An 18,767-nucleotide genomic window follows, 5' to 3' on the forward strand; every position below is an offset into this window, starting at 1 on the left:
CAAATCTGCAACGCTGGCGGATGAGCACGGGCGCGCAGGTTGAATTCCGCCAGGCTGGCGGCATATGGGCTGCTTCGGGCGCGATCGGTTACCATCGCCCCATCGCGCCCCGCGCCCACTGCTACGAGCTGACAACAATGAAATTTGAACACCTGATCGAAATTAACGACCCGCTCAACCCGCTGATCGACACGATCACCCGCGAACAGCTGTGGCGCGGCCTGGTCATCCGCGCCGAATCGCCGAAGCTGTTCGTGCCGCACCTGGACGAGTGCGAGATCGGCGAACGCGAAAGCGGCAGCTTCCAGCGCCGCCTGCGCTACGGCGACCTGGTGGTGCACGACACCGTCATCCTGACCCCGCTGCAGGAAGTGCGCTATGAGGTGCCGGCCCAGGGCGAAATCCAGGCATCGCTGCTAACCATGACCATCGAAGCGCCGGACTCGGCACGGCTGTACGTGCGCTTCGCGTACGACGACGGCACCGGCGAGCACAGCGATCCGGCCAACAAGATGTACGACGATTTCAAGAAATCGGCGTATGAGGAGGCGGATATCGATACGGTGCGCATCCTGCGGCAGATGGCGGCCGAGGGGAAGCTGGATGCGAGTTACCTGAACTGAGTTAGCGTGTCTTGAGACGTTGGCGTCACCCGTACGGTGGGCACTCCGTGCCCACGCGGAACGCCGCGTCGCGATAACCCCTGTTCGGTCGATCCGGACGCGTCTTACTGACGCGTCTCAATGATCATCCACACCGCCTCCCGTGCGATGGTGAACGCGCCCTACAATCCGCGCCACCATGTCCCGCTACCGCCGCGCCCGTGATGGCCAAACCTACTTCTTCACCTTGGTGTCGTACTGGCGCCGTCCCATTCTCTGTTCGGTCCCGATCCGCACGGCCCTGCGCTCAGCCCTGATCGAGGTACGCCAACGCCGCCCTTTCGACATCGATGCCTGGGTCCTGATGCCGGATCACCTGCACACCATCTGGACCCTGCCGCCGGATGATGCCGACTATTCGACACGCTGGGCCCTGATCAAGCGTCTCGTTTCCCGTTCATGCGCGACCCAGTTCGAAGATGGCTGGCAACCGTCGGCATCACGCATCAAGCACCGCGATGCGAGCATTTGGCATCGCCGCTTCCACGAGCACAGGATTCGCGACGAATGGGATTTCGAGCGGCATGCGGATTACATTCATTTCAATCCGGTCAAGCATGGGTATGCTGCAAGCGCGGCGGTGTGGCCGTTTTCGACGTTTCATCGGTATGTGCGCGAGGGTGTGTATCCGGCGGATTGGGGTGGGACTGTGCATGCGCAGCGGGTGGAGTGGGATTAGTTCGCGTGCGTAGCCGGGGTTGAAGCCGCGGAGCGAATCATTGCGGCAGCGGGGATAAGGAGGCGCACGTAACCGCGTGGGCACGGAGTGCCCACCGTACGGTCATTTTTTCGATCCTTGATCAGTTACCGATGACTTACGTCCCCGGCTCCGAATCGGCCGGGTCGGTATGGTTCACCCCCTTCGCCAGGTTCGCCGCAAGGTCGCGCAGCGCCGTGCGCACGCCCTCCTCGATCACAGGATGATAGAACGGCATCTCCAGCATCTGCGGCACGGTCAGCCGTGCCTGTACCGCCCAGGCCAGCAAATGGCTGATGTTCTCGCCGCGCGGCGCGATCATCTCGGCGCCCAGGAAGCGGCAAGTGCCGTACTCGGCATACACCCGCAGCATGCCCTTGTTCTGCAACATCACCCGGCTGCGCCCCTGGTTCTCGAACGAGACCTGGCCGATGGCGAACTTCGGCCGGCCGCCTTCGCACAGGGCTTTGTAGTTCTTGCCGCAGGTGGCGATGTTCGGCTCCGTGAACGCGATCGCCAGCGGCGTGCGGCGCAGGCCAGGGCGCACGTCGGGGAAGCGGCCCGCGTTCTCACCGGCGATCTTGCCGTGGTCGGCCGCTTCGGCCAGCAGCGGCAGTTCGTTGTTGGCGTCGCCGGCAATGAAGATGTGGCTGTTCCCGCATTGCATGGTGCGGCTATCAAAAGCCGGGATGCCGTTCGGCTGCAGCTCCAGCCCCGTTTCTTCCAGCCCCATGCCGTGCACGTTCGGCGTGCGGCCGGTGGCCAGCAGCACGTACTGGAAGCGCTCGCTCGTCTCCTTGCCGAGTGCGTCGCGCGTGGTGAGCAGGACCTCGCCGCCCTGCTGCTCTGCGCGCACGACTTCGGTCTGGAAGCGCAGGTCGAGGTCCTGCGACAAGGTACGCGTGGCCGCGCGCAGCACTTCCGGGTCGCTCAGGTGGGCGACGCTGCCGCCGCGTGCGAACAAACTCACGCGCACGCCAAGGCGCGTCAGCGCCTGGCCGAGTTCCAGTCCGATCACACCGGTGCCGATCACCGCCACCGAGCTGGGCAGATCGTCCCAGTAAAACACGTCGTCGCTGGTGACGATGCCGGGGCCGACGTCCTTCAGTTGCGGCAGCACGGTCGGCGTCGAGCCGGTGGCGATCACAACTGTCTTTGCTTCGATCTCGGTATGCTCGTCCACGCGCAGCGTGTGCGGCCCGATGAAGCGTGCCCGCCCCTGGATCTTGTCGGCGGCCGGAAAACTCTCGACGCTTTCGAGCACGAAGCCGACGAAGCGGTCGCGCTCGCGGCGCACGCGTTCCATCACGGCGCGCCCGTCGACGCGCTTGCCCTCGGGGTGCACGCCGAAGCCCGGTGCCAGGTCCAGCACGTGGGCCGCATCGGCGGCGGCGATCAGGAGCTTGCTCGGCATGCAGCCGACGCGTGCGCAGGTGGTGCCGTAAGGGCCGCTTTCGATGGCGACCACGCGCGCCCCTTCGGCACGGGCGGCGCGGTAGGCCGACATGCCGGCGGTGCCGGTGCCGATCACGGCCACGTCCACATTCATTTTGTTCATTGTTGTCCTCGTCGTTCTGGCTCCGAGAGGTTACGCTTTTTTTGCCGCTCTTGCCCGTTGCTGGCGCCTGCGGCGTGCTCAGATGTCGAGCGGATCGACCTCGAGCGACCAGCGCACGCGCGTCTTCAGCGCCCGCAGCAAGCCCACCCACTCCTTCAGGAAGGCCTGCAGCGCCGGACGCGAGCTCGACTCCACCAGCAGCTGGGCGCGGTCGACGTTGTACACGCGCGTCATGGTCATCGGGATCGGGTCGTTCAGGGTCACGGCATCGCTCGGCAGGATGTCGCGCGTCTCTTCCAGGAAGGCGATCGCGGTGGCCAGTTCCGGCGCCTCGGCGCGCAGCAGCGCCTGGTACATGTAGGGCGGCAGTGCGGCTTGCCGGCGCTCTTCCAGCAAGCTGCCGGCATAGCGGTCGTAGTCGTGCTTGACCACCGCCGCGTACAGCGGATGCTGGGCATAGCGGGTCTGGATCAGTACTTCCGACGCCAGCCCGGCGCGCCCGGCGCGGCCCGCCACCTGCATCAGCTGGGCGAACAGGCGCTCGCTGGCGCGGTAGTCCTGCGAGAACAGGGCCGTGTCCGGGTTCAGGATGCCGACCAGGGTCAGCTTCTTGAAGTCGTGGCCCTTGGCGACCATCTGGGTGCCGATCAGGATGTCGACTTCGCCGCGGTGCACGGTGTCGAAGGCTTCCTGGGCGCTGCCCTTCTTGCGCGTGGAGTCGGCGTCGATGCGCAGGATGCGCGCTTCCGGGAACATCGCCGCCAGCCCTTCCTCGAAGCGCTGGGTGCCGCGCCCCAGGGGCTGCAGATCGACGTTGCCGCAGGTCGGGCAATGGCGCGGGATGCGCAGCTCCAGGCTGCAATGGTGGCAGCGCAGGCGGTGCTCGGGCTTGTGCAGCACCATGAACGAAGTGCAGCGCGTGCAATTGCTGATCCAGCCGCAGGATTCGCAGGTGATCACCGGCGCATAGCCGCGCCGGTTCAGGAACAGCAGCGACTGTTCGCCGCGTTCGAGGCGCCGGCGCAGTGCGGCCAGCAGGCCGGAGGTGAGGCCTTCCTTCGGCTTGTCGCGCTCCATGTCGAGCAGGCGCACGGTGGGCAGCACGGCGTCGCGCACGGCGCGTTCGCGCAGTTCCAGCTTGCGGTAGCGGCCCGTCTGCGCGTGGTGCCAGCTTTCCAGCGAGGGCGTGGCTGAACCCAGCACGATGGGAATGCGCAGCTGGTGCGCGCGCCACACGGCCAGGTCGCGCGCGGAATAGCGCAGGCCTTCCTGCTGCTTGTACGACGGGTCGTGCTCTTCGTCGATGACGATCAGTTTCAGGTGCGGCAGCGACGCCAGGATCGCCAGGCGCGTGCCGAGCACGATGCGCGCCTGCCCCCCATGCGCGGCCAGCCAGTGCAGCATGCGCTCGCCTTCCGACAGGCTGCTGTGCAGGGTGGCCAGGGCCAGGCCCGGGAAGCGCGCGCGGATGTTCCCTTCCAGTTGCGGCGTCAGGTTGATCTCCGGGACCAGGATCAGGATCTGCGCCTGCGGGTCGCGCGCCAGCACCTGGGCGCAGGCTTGCAGGTAGACCTCGGTCTTGCCGCTGCCGGTCACGCCGTACAGCAGCAGCGGCTTGAAGCCGATCGCGCCGCCGATGGTATCGGCCGCTTCGCGCTGCTCCGGGTTCAGGGGCGGCATGCCGGACGGGGTGGCATCTGTTGCGGCATCGAGCTTGGCCAGCTTTTTCAATGCGCGGTCGAGCGCCACGGTTTTCGGGATGCGCAGGTTCTTCGGCAGGCCGGGCAAGGCCACTTCGCCGAGCGGACGCTGGTAGTAATCGGCCGCGAAACCGGCCAGCGCCAGCCACTCTTTCGACAGCGGCGCGAGCTGGCTGCGCACTGCCAGTGCATCCTTGAGCTTTTCGGGCGGGACGTCGGTCTCGTGCTTGACCGCGACGATCAATCCCATCACTTCGCGCCGCCCGAAGCTCACCAGCGCCAGCTGTCCGACCAGGGGCACGGCGCCTTCCTCATGCGGCCAGCCGTAGTCGAACACGCTGTTGAGCGGTGTGTCGAGTGCGATTTCTAGGATGCAATGCGGCAAATTTATCCTTGTCGTACAGGCTGTGGAAAACTTTGTGGAGAATGGAAGGCTTGACCGGTGGAGAAGTTTACGTTAAGTCAAACGATACGTAGATACACGGAAATACAAGAAAAATAAGCCCTGTATATTCAATCACTTACGCCAGCCAAAGTAGTCCACAGCAACTTGGTTCCCGCTCTGCAATGATTGTGCATAACCTCCGTTTCCACGCTAAGGCATGCAACAAAGTAATGAAGATTTAAACAATAATCTACGAAGCTTTGTCTAAGTATCGGTAAACACGGAAGTTTTTATAGCCGAGCTCAGCGTGCTGTTGATAACTTTGTGAACAAGGAAGTGAAAAGCACTGATTTCGCTGGGAAAACTCGCTTTCGTACCAGCAAGCCAATCGACTAAACAAAGAAAAACTCTTTGAATTCAATAGCTTGCTGTTTACGCTAACCCAGCCAATTGTCCACAGCCTCTGGACTTGCATTTTTGAAACTTGTGAACAAGTGTGATTTTGCTGCGCCGCGGTGGACATTTTGTCCACCCTGCCTGGCAAAAATCAGCCGGCGCGCTGGCGGCGGCTGAAGCTGTGCACAGCTTCCACCATGGCGCTTACCGATTCCGGCGGCGTGAACTGCGAAATGCCGTGGCCGAGGTTGAACACGTGGCCCGAACCGGACGACGGTGCACCATAGGCGGTGAGCGAACGTTCCACCTCGGCGCGGATCTGGTCCTGCTCGGCGAACAGGATGGCCGGGTCGAGGTTGCCCTGCAGGGCCACGCGGTCGCCGACCAGGGCGCGGGCGCGGCCCAGGTTCACGGTCCAGTCCAGGCCCAGCGCGTCGGCGCCGATGTCCGCCATTTCGTCGAGCCAGATACCGCCGCCCTTGGTGAAGACGATTGCCGGAATGCGCACGCCATCCTTTTCGCGCTGCAGCTGGCTGACGACCTGCTGCATGTACTTCAGCGAGAACTCCTGGTAGGCGCCGTCGGCCAGCGCACCGCCCCAGGAATCGAAGATCATCACGGCCTGGGCGCCGGCGTCGATCTGGGCGTTCAGGTACTGCGCCACGGCGGTGGCGTTGATCTCCAGGATGCGGTGCATCAGGTCCGGGCGCGCGTACAGCATCTTCTTGATCGTGTGGAATTCGCGCGAGCCCTGGCCTTCGACCATGTAGCAGGCCAGCGTCCACGGGCTGCCCGAGAAGCCGATCAGCGGCACGCGGCCGTCGAGCGCCAGGCGGATCGAGGTGACGGCCTTGAACACGTAGTCGAGCGCGTCCATCTCCGGCACGCGCAGCGCCAGCACGTCGGCCTCGGTGCGCAGCGGACGCTCGAACTTCGGGCCTTCGCCGTCGGCGAAGTACAGGCCCAGGCCCATCGCGTCTGGCACGGTCAGGATGTCCGAGAACAGGATCGAGGCGTCCAGCGGGTAGCGGTCGATCGGCTGCAGCGTGACTTCGGTGGCGTAGTCCGGGTTCTTTGCCAGCCCCAGGAACGATCCGGCGCGCGCGCGGGTGGCGCGGTATTCCGGCAGGTAGCGGCCCGCCTGGCGCATCAGCCAGACTGGCGTGTACTCGGTCGGCTGGCGCAGCAGCGCGCGCAGGAAAGTATCGTTCTTGAGCGGGGCAAATTGTGGCATGGCTGACAATAAAGGCGTCGGGAAGAGGGTTATTATCGCATTCTTGAGGGGTCTTGGCATCTGGTTGGGCGAGAATCAGAGGCGCTTGCCGGGTTTGTAGGGTGGGCACTCGTGCCCACGCGGTACGCCGCTTGTGGAGTCGAAGCACCACCGCGAGTTGCGGATCGTGAATCCGCGTGGGCACGAGTGCCCACCCTACGAAAACCAGGCTAACTCTTATAATGCTGGTTCATCTTCCTGAGCTAACCGCCATGACCGACTCGACCCGCCCACAGGCCGCGCCCTGCGGCACCTGGACTTCCCCGATCAGCGCTGCCGTGGTCGCCGCTGGCGCCATGCCGCTGTCCCAGCTCGCGCTCGACGGCCAGGACGTGCTGTGGCTGGCCGGTCGCGCCAGCGAAGCCGGCCGCACCACCCTGCTGCGCCGGCGCGCGCACGACGTGGCCGAACTGACCGCAGCGCCGTTCAACGTGCGCACCCGCGTGCACGAATACGGCGGCGGCGCGTATGCGGTCGACGGGGGCACGGTCTGGTTCTCGCACCACGCCGACAACAAGCTGTACCGCGTGGAAAACGGCGGCGAACCGGTGCTGATGACGAAGGAAGACGCCGTGCGCTACGCCGACTTCGTGCCGGACCGCGCGCGCCAGCGCCTGGTCGCCGTGCGCGAAGACCACCTGGCCGGCGAAGCCTACCCGGTCAACACGGTGTGCGCGGTCGGCTTCGACGGAACAGAGACCATCCTCGTCGACGGCAACGACTTTTATGCCGCCCCGCGCCTGTCCCCCGATGGCAAGCAGCTGGCCTGGCTGTGCTGGGACCACCCGCGCATGCCCTGGCAAGGCACCGAGCTGTGGGTGGCCGACGTCGGGGAAGACGGCAAGCTGGTCGACGGCCGCCTGGTCGCAGGCGGCATGGATGAATCGATCTGCCAGCCCGAGTGGTCGCCCGACGGCCTGCTGCACTTCGTGTCCGACCGCAGCGGCTGGTGGAACCTGTACCGCTTCGAGCACGGCGTGGTGCACGCGCTCTGCCCGCGCGAGGCGGAGTTCGGCGGCCCGCACTGGAGCTTCGGCGGCTCGATGTACGGCTTCCGCTCGGAAGACGAAATCGTCTGCACCTATATCGAGGACGGCGTCAGCCGCCTGGCCAGCCTGTCGACGCGCGGCTGCGCACTCACGCCCATAGCCACGCCCTACCAGGAAATCCGCGAGCTGCGCGTAACGCCGCAAGCGGTGGCGGTGCTGGCCGGTTCGCCGACCATCGCCCTGGAACTGGCCCTGATCGACCCGACCACGGGTGCGCGCGAAGTGCTGGCGCGCTCGATCGAGGCCCTGCCCGACACCGGCTATTTGTCCGTCCCGCGCAGCATCCGCTACGCTAGCGCGAACGGCCGCAGCGCCTATGCCTTCCACTACGCGCCGACCAACAAGGATTACGCGCCGCAGGACGGCGAGCTGCCGCCCTTGATCGTGATCGGCCACGGCGGCCCGACCGGCATGGCCACCAGCACCCTGAAACTGGCGACGCAATTCTGGACCAGCCGCGGCTTCGCCGTGCTCGACGTGAACTACGGCGGCAGCAGCGGCTTCGGGCGCAGCTACCGCGATTTGCTCAAGGGCCAATGGGGCGTGATCGACGTCGAGGATTGCGTGGCCGGCGCGCGCCACCTGGCCGAACAAGGCCTGGCCGACCCGGAGCGCCTGCTGATTCGCGGCAGCAGCGCCGGCGGCCTGACCACGCTGTCGGCCCTGGCCTTCCACGACGTCTTCAAGGCCGGCGCCAGCTACTATGGCGTGTCCGACCTGGCGGGTCTCGACGCCGACTCGCACAAGTTCGAGTCGCACTACAACGAATACCTGATCGCACCAAAGGCGCAGGCCGATGCGGTCTACCGCCAGCGCTCGCCGATCCACCACACGGCTTCGCTCAAGCGCCCGATGATCTTCTTCCAGGGCCTGGACGACAAGGTGGTGCCGCCCCAGCAGTCCGAGTCGATGGTGGAGGCGCTGCGCGCCAGCCGCGTACCGGTGGCCTACATCACGCTCGAAGGCGAAGGCCACGGCTTCCGCAAGGCCGACAGCGTCGTGAAAACGCTGGAAGCGGAACTGGTGTTCTACCTGCGTGTGTTCGGCATGCCGGTGCCCGCCGGCCTGCCCGAAGTCGAGATCGAGAACCTGGCTGCATGACGTCGATCGACCTACGCCACGTCATCTCCGGAATCGCAGACGAATTCAAACGCCCGCTCGGCCTGCTCGCACTGGCGGGCGAGCCGATGGGCCGCAAGCGCATCTTCGACTGCCTGAAGCTGCTGTACAAAGACGGCTTTACCGAAAGCGCGTCGAATGCCTGCCTGACCACATTACGCGAACATGGCTTCATCCAGGAAGTCACGGGCCGCGGCTTCATCATCGCGCCCGAGGCCTCCTGGCCGGCGCTGAAGGCGGTGCTCGACAACGGCGAACTCCAGGAACTGGCAGCATGCTACATGCACGACATGCCGATCCGGATGGACTGGCAGGGCCGGCCGGTGCTGCGCAGTTACCGCCAGGGCGTGGCCCTGCTGCGCCTGGCCCTCATCACCGGCAAGGACCAAGCGTATATCGCGCCGGCGCTGGCCGCCTGCCTGGCCTGCCACGAAGCAGCCTATTCGCCGCCCTTCGTCGATATCTGCGCGCGGCCTTTCGAACCGGAACTGCTCGACCACATCCACCCGCATGTGCGCGAAGGCGTGCTGGCGGTGCTGATCCACCACGCCCAGCGCGAACCGGAGGTGGCGGCGGACATTCGTGCCTACACCGAGCGCCACGTGGCCCAGGGCGGCGCCTCGATGGGCCTGCGCGTGGCGCTGGCCGAGCACCTGATCCTGTGCGGCCGCCTGGACGACGCCGCCGAGCTGCTGGTCGACCTGGACGACTCCACCGCCCTGTTCTACCGCAGCGTGATCCTGCTGCTGCGCGACGGGCTTGACGAGGCCCTGGCCGGCTTCGACGCCGCCCTGAAACTGCTGCGCCGCGAAACCGGCAGGCGCAAGGCTGTCTTCCCCGGCATCGGCGGCTATTTGTATGTTACGGCCATGCTGCGCCGCGACGACGCCAAACTGCATAAAGCCCTCGACAGTTACCTCGACAGCGCCACGCGCGCCGTGCAAAGCTTTGACACCGCCGTCTACCAGCAACTGAGCATGCTGCGCCAGATCCGCGGCGGCACCGTCGACGCCAACGTGCTGCCATCGCGGAACTGGGAAACCGCGCTGCAGCCGGTACTGTTCCGCGCCCTCATGCACTGGTGGCTGGGCATGCCGCAGCTCGCCAACCGCAGCGAACTATTGGAAGAAACCCTGGCCCTGTCGGAAGCGGCCGGCTTCGACCTGGTCAGCGCCCAGCTGGCCGGCGTGCTCGGGCAGATGGGCAGCATCGCCCATGAACAGCGCGCCATCGCCCTGCGCCGGCAGCACCGCCTCACCGACATAACGCTCTGGTTCGAGCGCGAGCAGGCCTGGGAGCGCCAGCTGAACGCCCTCATCAACCTGCAGCCGGCCGTGAACGTGGAAGTGGTGAAGGAATCGCGCCTGGTCTGGCTGCTGCGCTACGACGCCCAGTACGGCGTGCAGGAAGTCGAGCCGCGCGAACAGAAGCGCGATGCGCAGGGCGCCTGGAGCCGCGGCCGCCCGATGGGCCTGAAGCGCCTGCTCGAAGACGCCGCCTCGCTCGACTTCGTCAGCGCGCAAGACCTGCAGGTGGTGGCCAGCATCGGCGCCCAGCGCCAGCAATACAGCAGCAACCTGCGCTACGACTTCGACCTCGACAAGGCGGTGGCCGCGCTGGTCGGCCACCCGATGCTGTTCTGGATGGATTCACCGGGCACGCGCGTGGAACTGCTGCCGGGCGAACCCGAACTGCTGGTCAAAGCCGACCGCGACAACGTGACGATCTCGCTGCGCCCGCCCCTGCACCGCGGCGCCGGCGACGTGGTGGTCACGCGCGAATCGCCGACGCGCCTGCGCGTGGTGCGCGTGCGCGACGAGCACCGCCGCATCGGCGCCATCGTCGGCGAGTCGCTGGTCGTGCCCCTGGAGGCCGAAGTGCGCGTGCTGCAGGCGATCGGTGCGATTTCGTCGATCGTCACGGTGCAGTCGGACATCGGCGCCAGCTCTGCGGATATCGAACGCATCGCCGCCGACCCGCGCCTGCACGTGCACCTGCTGCCGTATGGCCAGGGCCTGCGCATCCGCATCCTGGTGCGGCCGCTGCCGGATACTGGCGCCTATTACGCACCGGGCAGCGGCGCCGAGCGCGTGATCGCCGACGTCAACGGCGTACGCACCGAAGCCAAGCGCGACCTGAATCTTGAGCGCGAAAGCCAGCGCCAGCTGCTGCTTGAATGCCGCGCACTCGAAGGCGCGGAAGAAGAACACGGCGAATGGCTGCTCGGCCAGCCCTTCGCCAGCCTGGAACTGGTCAGCGAATTGCAGGAACTGGACCCGGCGCGCGTAGTCATCGCCTGGCCCGAGGGCGAGCCTTTCCGCGTCAGCAAGAAGGTCAGTTCGAAATCGGTGCGCCTGAACATCAAGCGCGACAAGGACTGGTTTGCCGCGAATGGCGAAGTCGTGGTCGACGAAAACCGGGTGATGGACCTGGTGTCGCTGCTGGAAAAGATGCGCGGCAGCGAAGGCCGTTTCATTGCCCTGGGCGACAACCAGTTCCTGGCGCTGACCAACGAACTGCACCGCAGGCTCACCGACCTCGCCGCCTACACCGATGCCAACGGGGACGCGCTGCGCGTGCACCCGCTGGCCAGCTTCGCGCTGGAAGAACTGGCGCTTGACGCCGGCAACGTGGAATTCGACAAGGCCTGGCGTACCCACCTGAAGAAGATGGCGGACAACGCCGCCTATGAGCCGCAGCTACCGTCGACCCTGCAGGCCGAGCTGCGCGACTACCAGCGCGAAGGTTTTGAATGGCTGGCGCGCCTGGCCCACTGGGGCGTGGGCGCCTGCCTGGCCGACGACATGGGCCTCGGTAAAACCCTGCAGGCGCTGGCCCTGATCCTGCTGCGCGCACCGAACGGCCCGACCCTGGTGGTGGCGCCAACCTCGGTCTGCACCAACTGGATCGCGGAAGCGGCGCGCTTTGCGCCGACGCTCAACATCAAGCTGTTCGGCACCGGCGAGCGCGCAGGGATGCTGGAAACCGCCGGCCCCTTCGACGTGATCGTCGCCAGCTATGGCCTGCTGCAGCTGGAAGCGCCGCTGTTCGCCAAGAAGACCTGGCACACCATCGTGCTGGACGAAGCACAGGCCTTCAAGAACGCGGCCACGCGCCGCTCGCAGGCGGTGATGGCGCTGCGCGGCGACTTCCGCATGATCGCCACCGGCACGCCGCTGGAAAACCACCTGGGCGAACTCTGGAACCTGTTCCGGTTCATCAACCCGGGTCTGCTGGGTACCGCCGACCAGTTCCAGCTGCGCTTTGCCGGCCCCATCGAAAAGGCCCAGGACAAGCGCGCCGAGGCTGGCGCGCGCACGCGTTTGCGGCGCCTGACGCAGCCCTTCATTTTGCGCCGCACCAAGAGCCAGGTGCTGACCGAACTGCCGCCGCGCACCGAGATCGTGATCCCGGTCGAGCTGACCGAGGAAGAAACCGCGTTCTACGAATCGCTGCGGCGCGAAGCGCTGGACAAATTGTCGGCACTCGAAGCGCCGGAAAGCCAGAAGTCGATTGCGATCCTGGCCGAGATGATGCGGCTGCGCCGTGCGGTCTGCAATCCGGAGCTCGTCGCCCCAGGTCTCGGCATCGCCAGCAGCAAACTCAATACCTTTGCGCACCTGATCGACGACCTGCTGGAGAACCGCCACAAGGTGCTGGTGTTCAGCCAGTTCGTCGACCACCTGACCCTGATCCGCAAGCTGCTCGACGAACGCGGCATCGCCTACCAGTACCTGGACGGTTCCACGCCCATGCAGGAGCGGAAGAAACGCGTCGACGCCTTCCAGGCCGGCGAGGGAGACCTGTTCCTCATCAGCCTGAAGGCGGGCGGCGTTGGCATCAACCTGACGGCGGCCGACTACGTGATCCACATGGACCCGTGGTGGAACCCGGCGGTGGAAGACCAGGCCTCGGACCGTGCGCACCGCATGGGCCAGCAGCGGCCGGTGACCATCTACCGCCTGGTGGCGCGCCACACCATCGAGGAAGGCATCGTCGAACTGCACGGCCACAAGCGCGACCTGGCCGACAGCCTGCTCGAAGGCGGCGACATGGCGGCGCGCATGTCGCCGGGCGAGATGCTGGCGATGCTGCAGCAGGGACTGGCGCGCTGAGCCCATCCATGTGATCATTGCCGCTTTTGCAAGCGCAGCCGCATGCGAAGGGGCCGGCGCAGGCTGGCGCAAAACGTGACGTATTGTTTCAAGCACCCGCAAGCAACCTGAATGGTGCTACGCTGGCGCGCTGGCCTGCGTTCTCGTTGCGCCCGGCGCCCCGATTCATACTCCACAGGGCCGATCAAGATGATGAAAACGAAACTCGCGCTGGCGGTCATGCTCGCCAGCCTCGCGCTGGCGCCCGCCAGCGCCAAGCAAAGCAAGAACGCCAAGCCGAAGGCGTCGAAAGTCGTCAAATCCAAGGCATCCAAAGCCAAGGCGCCCGCCGCCAAGGGCAAATCGAAAACCAAGGCCGCTGCGGTTGCAGCGGCGGCAACCGGTGCTTCGCTCGCAGCAGCCAAGTCGACCGGTCCGGAAAAGCGCCTCGACCGCCGCGCCGATTCGTACAGCATGCAGTACCTGACGGCGCTCTGGCGCGTCGATCCCGAAGGCGGCATCTCGGTCGGCAAGTTCGACGCCGCCGCGAATCTCACCATTCCCGACGACGCCACGCGCGCCAAGAAACTCACGTTCGCCAACGAGTGGCTGGAAAAATTCCGCAAGCTCGACCAGCGCCAGATGTCGCCGCGCCAGCGTACGGACGTCGCCCTCCTGATCAACAAGCTCGAGACCGACCGCTGGCGCCTGACCACGCTGCGCGAGTTCGAATGGAACCCGTCGCTGTACAACGTGGCCCAGCCGCTCGACCTGATCCTGAACACCGACTACGCGGCGAAGCCGCAGCGCCTGCGCACCATCCTCAGGCGCCTGGCCGACGTGCCTGCCTACTACCAGGCAGCGCAGGCGACGATCAAGAACCCGACACGCGAGCATACCCAGCTGGCGATCGCCCAGGCGCCGGGTACCCTGGCGGTGCTGGCCGACCTGGGCCAGGCGGCCCAGGAATCGATCCTGAACGCCCAGGAAAAGGCGATCTTCGCGCAGCGCATCGCGAATGCCGGCACTGCGGTGCTGGGTTACGTGGACTATTTGGAAAAGACGGACAAGACCCTGGCCCAAAGCGGACAGGCGCGTCCGTTCAGGCTCGGCAAGGCACTGTACGAACAGAAGTTCGCGCTCGAGATCCAGTCGGCCAGCAGCGCCGAGCAGACCTTCCGCAAGGCCCTGCGCACGCGCGAGGAACTGCTGGCGCGCATGGACACGATCTCGGACGAACTCTGGCCGCGCTACATGGCCGGCGTGAGCAAACCGAACGACCGCTTCAAGAAGATCGGCCTGCTGATCGATAAGCTCTCCGCACGCCACGTCGCGCGCGAGAACTTCGTGTCCGAAATCCGGCGCCAGATTCCGGAGCTGCAGGACTGGGTGATCAAGCACGACCTGCTGACCCTCGACCCAAGCAAGCCGCTGGAAGTGCGGGAGACGCCGATGTACCAGCGCGGCGTGGCCGGCGCCAGCATCGACGCGCCGGGCCCTTACCGTCCGAAGGACCGCACCTACTACAACGTGACGCCGCTCGACGGTCTGTCGGCCGAACAGGCCGAGAGCAGCCTGCGCGAGTACAACGAGTGGATCCTGCAGATCCTGAACATCCACGAAGCCATCCCCGGCCACTACGCCCAGCTGGTGCATGCGAACCGTTCTCCGTCGCTGGTGAAGTCCCTGTTCGGCAACGGCGCCATGGTCGAAGGCTGGGCTGTGTACGGCGAGCGCATGATGCTCGAATCGGGCTACGGCGGCAACGCGCCGGAAATGTGGCTGATGTACTCGAAGTGGAACCTGCGCAGCGTGACCAACACCATCCTCGACTACTCGGTGCACGTGCTCGGCATGCGCCAGGAAGCGGCGATGGACCTGCTGGTGAACCAGGCCTTCCAGACGCGCCAAGAGGCGACCGAGAAGTGGCGCCGCGTGCAGCTGTCGTCGGTGCAGCTGACCAGCTACTACAGCGGCTACAGCGAGATCATGGAACTGCGCGAGCAGCGCAAGCAGGCGCTTGGGGACCGCTTCAACCAGAAGCAATTCCACGACCAGTTCCTCAGCTACGGCAATGCGCCGGTGAAGATGATCGCCGAACTGATGCGCAACTGAGCATCGCCGCATCCACGACGACCGGGCCACGCGCCCGGTTTTTTTTCTGTCGTTCGCTGGCGTGAAACTTGCATATTTACAAGCTCACCTGACGCGGGGAGGGTTCGCCGTATGCTGCTGCGTAACGATCTGCTGGACTATGCCGGAGGCCGGCCGCATACGATCCGCATCCTCTGGATCGACAGCGGCGCGACCCTGGCCTATATCTATGCATTGAAAGTGGCCGACGCCCTGCCGCGCGCGGTGGCGCTGGCGGACCTGGTGGACGACGTGCGCCAGGGGCGGGCGCGCCTGCTGGCGGACGATCCCTGGCGCATCCCGGCCGATGCCGCCAGGCTGCCGCCGAAGTACCTGGCCCTGCGCGACCAGGCCTGGGCCGTCGTCGGCGACCTGGTGCACGCGGAGCCGGCCCTGTTCGACGCGCGCAGCCGCGGTCCGCTCGTAGCGGCCTGCGCCCTGGCGCACGGCGTGTCGCATCCCACGGTGTACCGCTACCTGCGCCGCTACTGGGCGCGCGGCCAGCATCCGGACGCCCTGCTGCCGGACTACGCCAACTCCGGCGCACCCGGCAAGACACGCGGGACGAATGCCAACGTCAAGCGCGGCCGCCCCAGCAAATCGGGCGCGGTCGGCCTGAATGCCGATGCGACTGTGCGCGACATCATCCGCGCCGCCGTATTGCGCCACGCCGCCATGCATCCCGTGTTTTCGCGCCGCGCGGCCTACCGCCAGATGATCGCGGACTACTTCGACGCCCGTCCGGAAACCGCCCCCTCCTACGGCCAGTTCTGCTACTGGATCGACCGCGACAGCGATCCTTCGCAAGCCGGCTGAGCTCTTCGGCCGCACGCATCGCCCGCTGCGCGTTCGTGATGCGTTATGTCAAAAAAATCCTATTGCAGTGCATGCCTGCTCAATTTGGTGCGGCGCATCAAATTTGCCTGGAATGGCTGCGTGCCGTCCCTTCTTTGCCTGTCTGAACAGGACGAAAAATAATGTTTGCACATCAAAATAATGTGTGTTTCCCGCTTCCAGTGATCGATCAAGGCCTTGCCAGCACCATGTAAAGACATTGTTTGTGCAGCGCATCACAAGTGACGCTTCCGCGCCGAAAACACATTGTTTTCAGCGTCGAGTCCCAGCTTTTTTCCTGCATCCCAGGCACAGCGCTTGCTATCCGTTGCATATCGACAACAAACAAGGAGCAGCGCATGGATGGAGCGAAGGGAACATGGACGCGGCGTGACTTTTTGTACCGGGCCGCGGCAGTGGGCGGGTCGGCGCTGCTGCTGACGACGATGAACGCCTGGGGCATGGGCATCGCCTCGCGTGCCAGTGCACCGCCAGCCTTGTCGGGCAGCGGCAAGGGCAAGCGGGTATTGGTGCTGGGCGCCGGCCTGGCCGGCATGACCGCCGCCTTCGAGCTGGGCAAGCTGGGATACGAGGTGCAGGTGATCGAGGCACGCGACTTCGCCGGCGGGCGTTGCCAGACGGCGCGCAAGGGTTTCCGCTTACAGGAGCTTGGCGGCGACGTGCAGGAATGCCGCTTCGACGAGGGCCACTACATCAACCACGGCCCCTGGCGCATCCCGATGCACCACCAGTCGACCCTTTATTACACGCGCCTGTTCGGCGTGCCGCTCGAAGTGATGGTCAACGATAACGACCAGGCCTGGGTCTACCTGGAGAACGGCGGGCCACTGGCAAAACAGCGCCTGCGTCCGGCCCAGATCAAGTCCGACCTGCGCGGCCATGTGGCCGAGCTGCTGGCCAAGTCGGTGAACGACGGCCAACTCGACCGCCAGCTCGGCGCTGCCGACAAGCAGAACCTGCTCGACTACCTTGCCAACGAGGGCCACCTGGACGCCGGCGACCTGCGCTACAAGGGCCGCAGCGGGCGCGGCTTCAAGGTCAACCCGGGCGCCGGCATGGTGCCCGGCGCCGGCCAGGCGTCCGACCCGCTCGGCTTCGGCGAGCTGCTGGCCTCGAAGATGGGCAAGGTCTACAGCGCGGTGCAGGACTTCCCGATGCAGAACACGATGTTCCAGCCGGTGGGCGGCATGGACCGCATCGCGCGCGCTTTTGAGGCGCGCGTAGGCCGCCGCATCCGCTACGGCGCCGAGGTGCAGACCATCCGCCAGGACGCTGGCAAGGTCACGGTGACGGTGAAGGACAAGGCCAGCGGCAAGCTGTCTTCCTTCAGCGCCGACTACTGCCTGTGCACGCTGCCGCTGTCGGTGCTGCGCCACGTCGACACCGGCTTTTCGCCGCGCCTGCAGGAAGCGGTGAAGGCGGTCGCGTATATGCCGGTCGGGAAGATCGGCCTGCAGATGCGGCGCCGCTTCTGGGAAGAGGACGACGGCATCTACGGCGGCCACGTGCTGACCGACCTGAAGGGCATCAACACGATTTCCGTACCGTCCTCGAACTGGCAATCGAAGAAGGGCGTGGTGCTCGGCTACTACAACTACATGCTCGATGCGATCGAGGTCAGCGCCATGACGCCGCCCGAGCGCGCCGAATTCGCCCTGGCCGCCGGCCAGCAAATCTTCCCCTCCTACCGCTCCTCGTTCGAGAGCGCCTTTTCGGTGGCCTGGCACCGCGTCCAGTACAACCTGGGCGGCTGGGCCGAGTGGACCGAGGAAAGCCGCAAGGCCGCCTATCCGGTCCTGCACGAGGGCGAAGGCCGCATCCTGCTCGCCGGCGAGCACCTGAGCTACCTGACCGGCTGGCAGGCCGGCGCCATCGAATCGGCATGGCAGCAGATCGAACGTCTCCACGCGAGGGCCCAGGCATGAACTTCCGACTCTTGTTTATCGGCGCACTCTGCGCCGCTTCCGTGCACAGCGCTGCCGCCCAGGACATGGACGGCAAGGCCCTGTTCCTGAAAAACTGCGCGGCCTGCCACCAGGCCAACGGCAAGGGCATTCCCGGCGCCTTTCCCGCGCTGGCCGGGAGTGCCCTGGTCCAGGGACCGGCGGCGGACAGCGCCACGGTCCTGCTCAAGGGGCGCGGCGGCATGCCGGACTTCAGCGCCAGCCTGAACGACGCCGACATCGCCCGCGTGCTCACCTATGCCCGCACCAGCTGGGGCAACGCCGCCGCGCCGGTGCCGGACGCCGAGGTCGCGGCCCTGCGTACGGCGCTGCAGGCTGCCAAGGCCGGCACCGGCCGCCTCAGTAACAAACATTGATCCCCACCCACAAGGAACCCCCATGAAACCAGGCTCGCTTCCCCTCCTCCTCGCCCTGCTGGGCGCCGCCCTGCCCGCCGCCGCCCAGGACATCGTGCGCCACAAGATTCCCGGCTCGGACTTCCCGATCGCCCAGGCGGTGACGTTGCCGCCGAATGCCACCATCCACTTCATCAGCGGCCAGGTGCCGCCGGTGGTCGACAAGAACGCGCCCGGCGATTCGCTGGCCGCCTTCGGCAACACGAAGCAGCAGACGGTCGGCGTCCTCAACAAGATCAAGGAGATCCTGGCCGGCATGGGCCTGGGCATGGGCGACGTGGTCAAGATGCAGGTCTTCCTGGTGGGGGATCCGGCGCGCGGCGGCAAGGGCGACGTGGCCGGCTTCATGGAGGGCTATACCCAGTTCTTCGGCGGCGCCCAGCCGAATTTGCCGGCGCGCGCCGTGATGCAGGTGGCGGCGCTGAGCAACCCCGGCTGGCTGGTCGAGATCGAGGTCGTCGCCGCCAAAAAATAAGAGCGCAGTCCT

General features: G+C 65.9%; 12 protein-coding genes. 9 read left to right on the forward strand and 3 right to left on the reverse strand.

Features of this window, described 5'->3' with window-relative positions:
• The first annotated feature begins 137 nt into the window (after nucleotides 1-137).
• Nucleotides 138-623 (forward strand): SRPBCC family protein, encoded by a 486-nt coding sequence (locus ACWYRN_RS07895; RefSeq protein WP_290421002.1) that lies wholly within the window; start codon nucleotides 138-140, stop codon nucleotides 621-623.
• Between the two features lie 178 nt (nucleotides 624-801).
• Nucleotides 802-1,341: an REP-associated tyrosine transposase gene (locus ACWYRN_RS07900; protein ID WP_488691895.1), complete on the forward strand. Its 540-nt coding sequence runs from the start codon at nucleotides 802-804 to the stop codon at nucleotides 1,339-1,341.
• A 136-nt stretch (nucleotides 1,342-1,477) separates the two neighbouring features.
• Here ACWYRN_RS07900 and ACWYRN_RS07905 read toward each other — a convergent pair whose 3' ends face one another.
• From ACWYRN_RS07905 to hemE, 3 genes are all read right to left on the reverse strand, one after another.
• The gene (locus ACWYRN_RS07905; protein ID WP_488691896.1) at nucleotides 1,478-2,917 is read right to left on the reverse strand and encodes a dihydrolipoyl dehydrogenase; all 1,440 of its coding nucleotides are present in this window, start codon (nucleotides 2,915-2,917) and stop codon (nucleotides 1,478-1,480) included.
• Nucleotides 2,918-2,995: 78 nt separating this feature from the next.
• Nucleotides 2,996-5,002: a primosomal protein N' gene (locus tag ACWYRN_RS07910; protein WP_488691897.1), complete on the reverse strand. Its 2,007-nt coding sequence runs from the start codon at nucleotides 5,000-5,002 to the stop codon at nucleotides 2,996-2,998.
• Nucleotides 5,003-5,549: 547 nt separating this feature from the next.
• Nucleotides 5,550-6,632, reverse strand: a complete 1,083-nt coding sequence (gene hemE, locus ACWYRN_RS07915) for a uroporphyrinogen decarboxylase (RefSeq protein ID WP_488691898.1) — start codon at nucleotides 6,630-6,632, stop codon at nucleotides 5,550-5,552.
• A 251-nt stretch (nucleotides 6,633-6,883) separates the two neighbouring features.
• Between hemE and ACWYRN_RS07920 the strand changes: the two genes are divergently transcribed.
• The 7 genes from ACWYRN_RS07920 (at nucleotide 6,884) to ACWYRN_RS07950 (ending at nucleotide 18,755) form a co-directional block, all read left to right on the forward strand.
• Nucleotides 6,884-8,821, forward strand: a complete 1,938-nt coding sequence (locus ACWYRN_RS07920; protein ID WP_488691899.1) for a S9 family peptidase — start codon at nucleotides 6,884-6,886, stop codon at nucleotides 8,819-8,821.
• Nucleotides 8,818-12,954 (forward strand): DEAD/DEAH box helicase, encoded by a 4,137-nt coding sequence (locus tag ACWYRN_RS07925; protein ID WP_488691900.1) that lies wholly within the window; start codon nucleotides 8,818-8,820, stop codon nucleotides 12,952-12,954. Before ACWYRN_RS07920 ends, ACWYRN_RS07925 begins: the two co-directional genes overlap by 4 nt.
• 189 nt (nucleotides 12,955-13,143) lie before the next feature.
• Nucleotides 13,144-15,048, forward strand: coding sequence for a DUF885 domain-containing protein (locus tag ACWYRN_RS07930; protein WP_488691901.1), 1,905 nt, complete (start codon nucleotides 13,144-13,146; stop codon nucleotides 15,046-15,048).
• Between the two features lie 111 nt (nucleotides 15,049-15,159).
• A complete protein-coding gene (locus ACWYRN_RS07935; protein WP_488691902.1) occupies nucleotides 15,160-15,882 on the forward strand; it encodes a hypothetical protein in 723 nt (240 codons plus the stop codon).
• A gap of 377 nt (nucleotides 15,883-16,259) precedes the next feature.
• A complete protein-coding gene (locus ACWYRN_RS07940) occupies nucleotides 16,260-17,846 on the forward strand; it encodes a flavin monoamine oxidase family protein (protein WP_488691904.1) in 1,587 nt (528 codons plus the stop codon).
• On the forward strand, nucleotides 17,843-18,241 hold the full coding sequence (locus ACWYRN_RS07945) for a c-type cytochrome (protein ID WP_488691906.1): 399 nt from the start codon (nucleotides 17,843-17,845) through the stop codon (nucleotides 18,239-18,241). Before ACWYRN_RS07940 ends, ACWYRN_RS07945 begins: the two co-directional genes overlap by 4 nt.
• Nucleotides 18,242-18,263: 22 nt before the next feature.
• Nucleotides 18,264-18,755: a RidA family protein gene (locus tag ACWYRN_RS07950; protein ID WP_488691907.1), complete on the forward strand. Its 492-nt coding sequence runs from the start codon at nucleotides 18,264-18,266 to the stop codon at nucleotides 18,753-18,755.
• Nucleotides 18,756-18,767: the final 12 nt, after the last annotated feature.

The sequence above is a fragment of the Massilia sp. BAP21 genome (assembly GCF_057801335.1).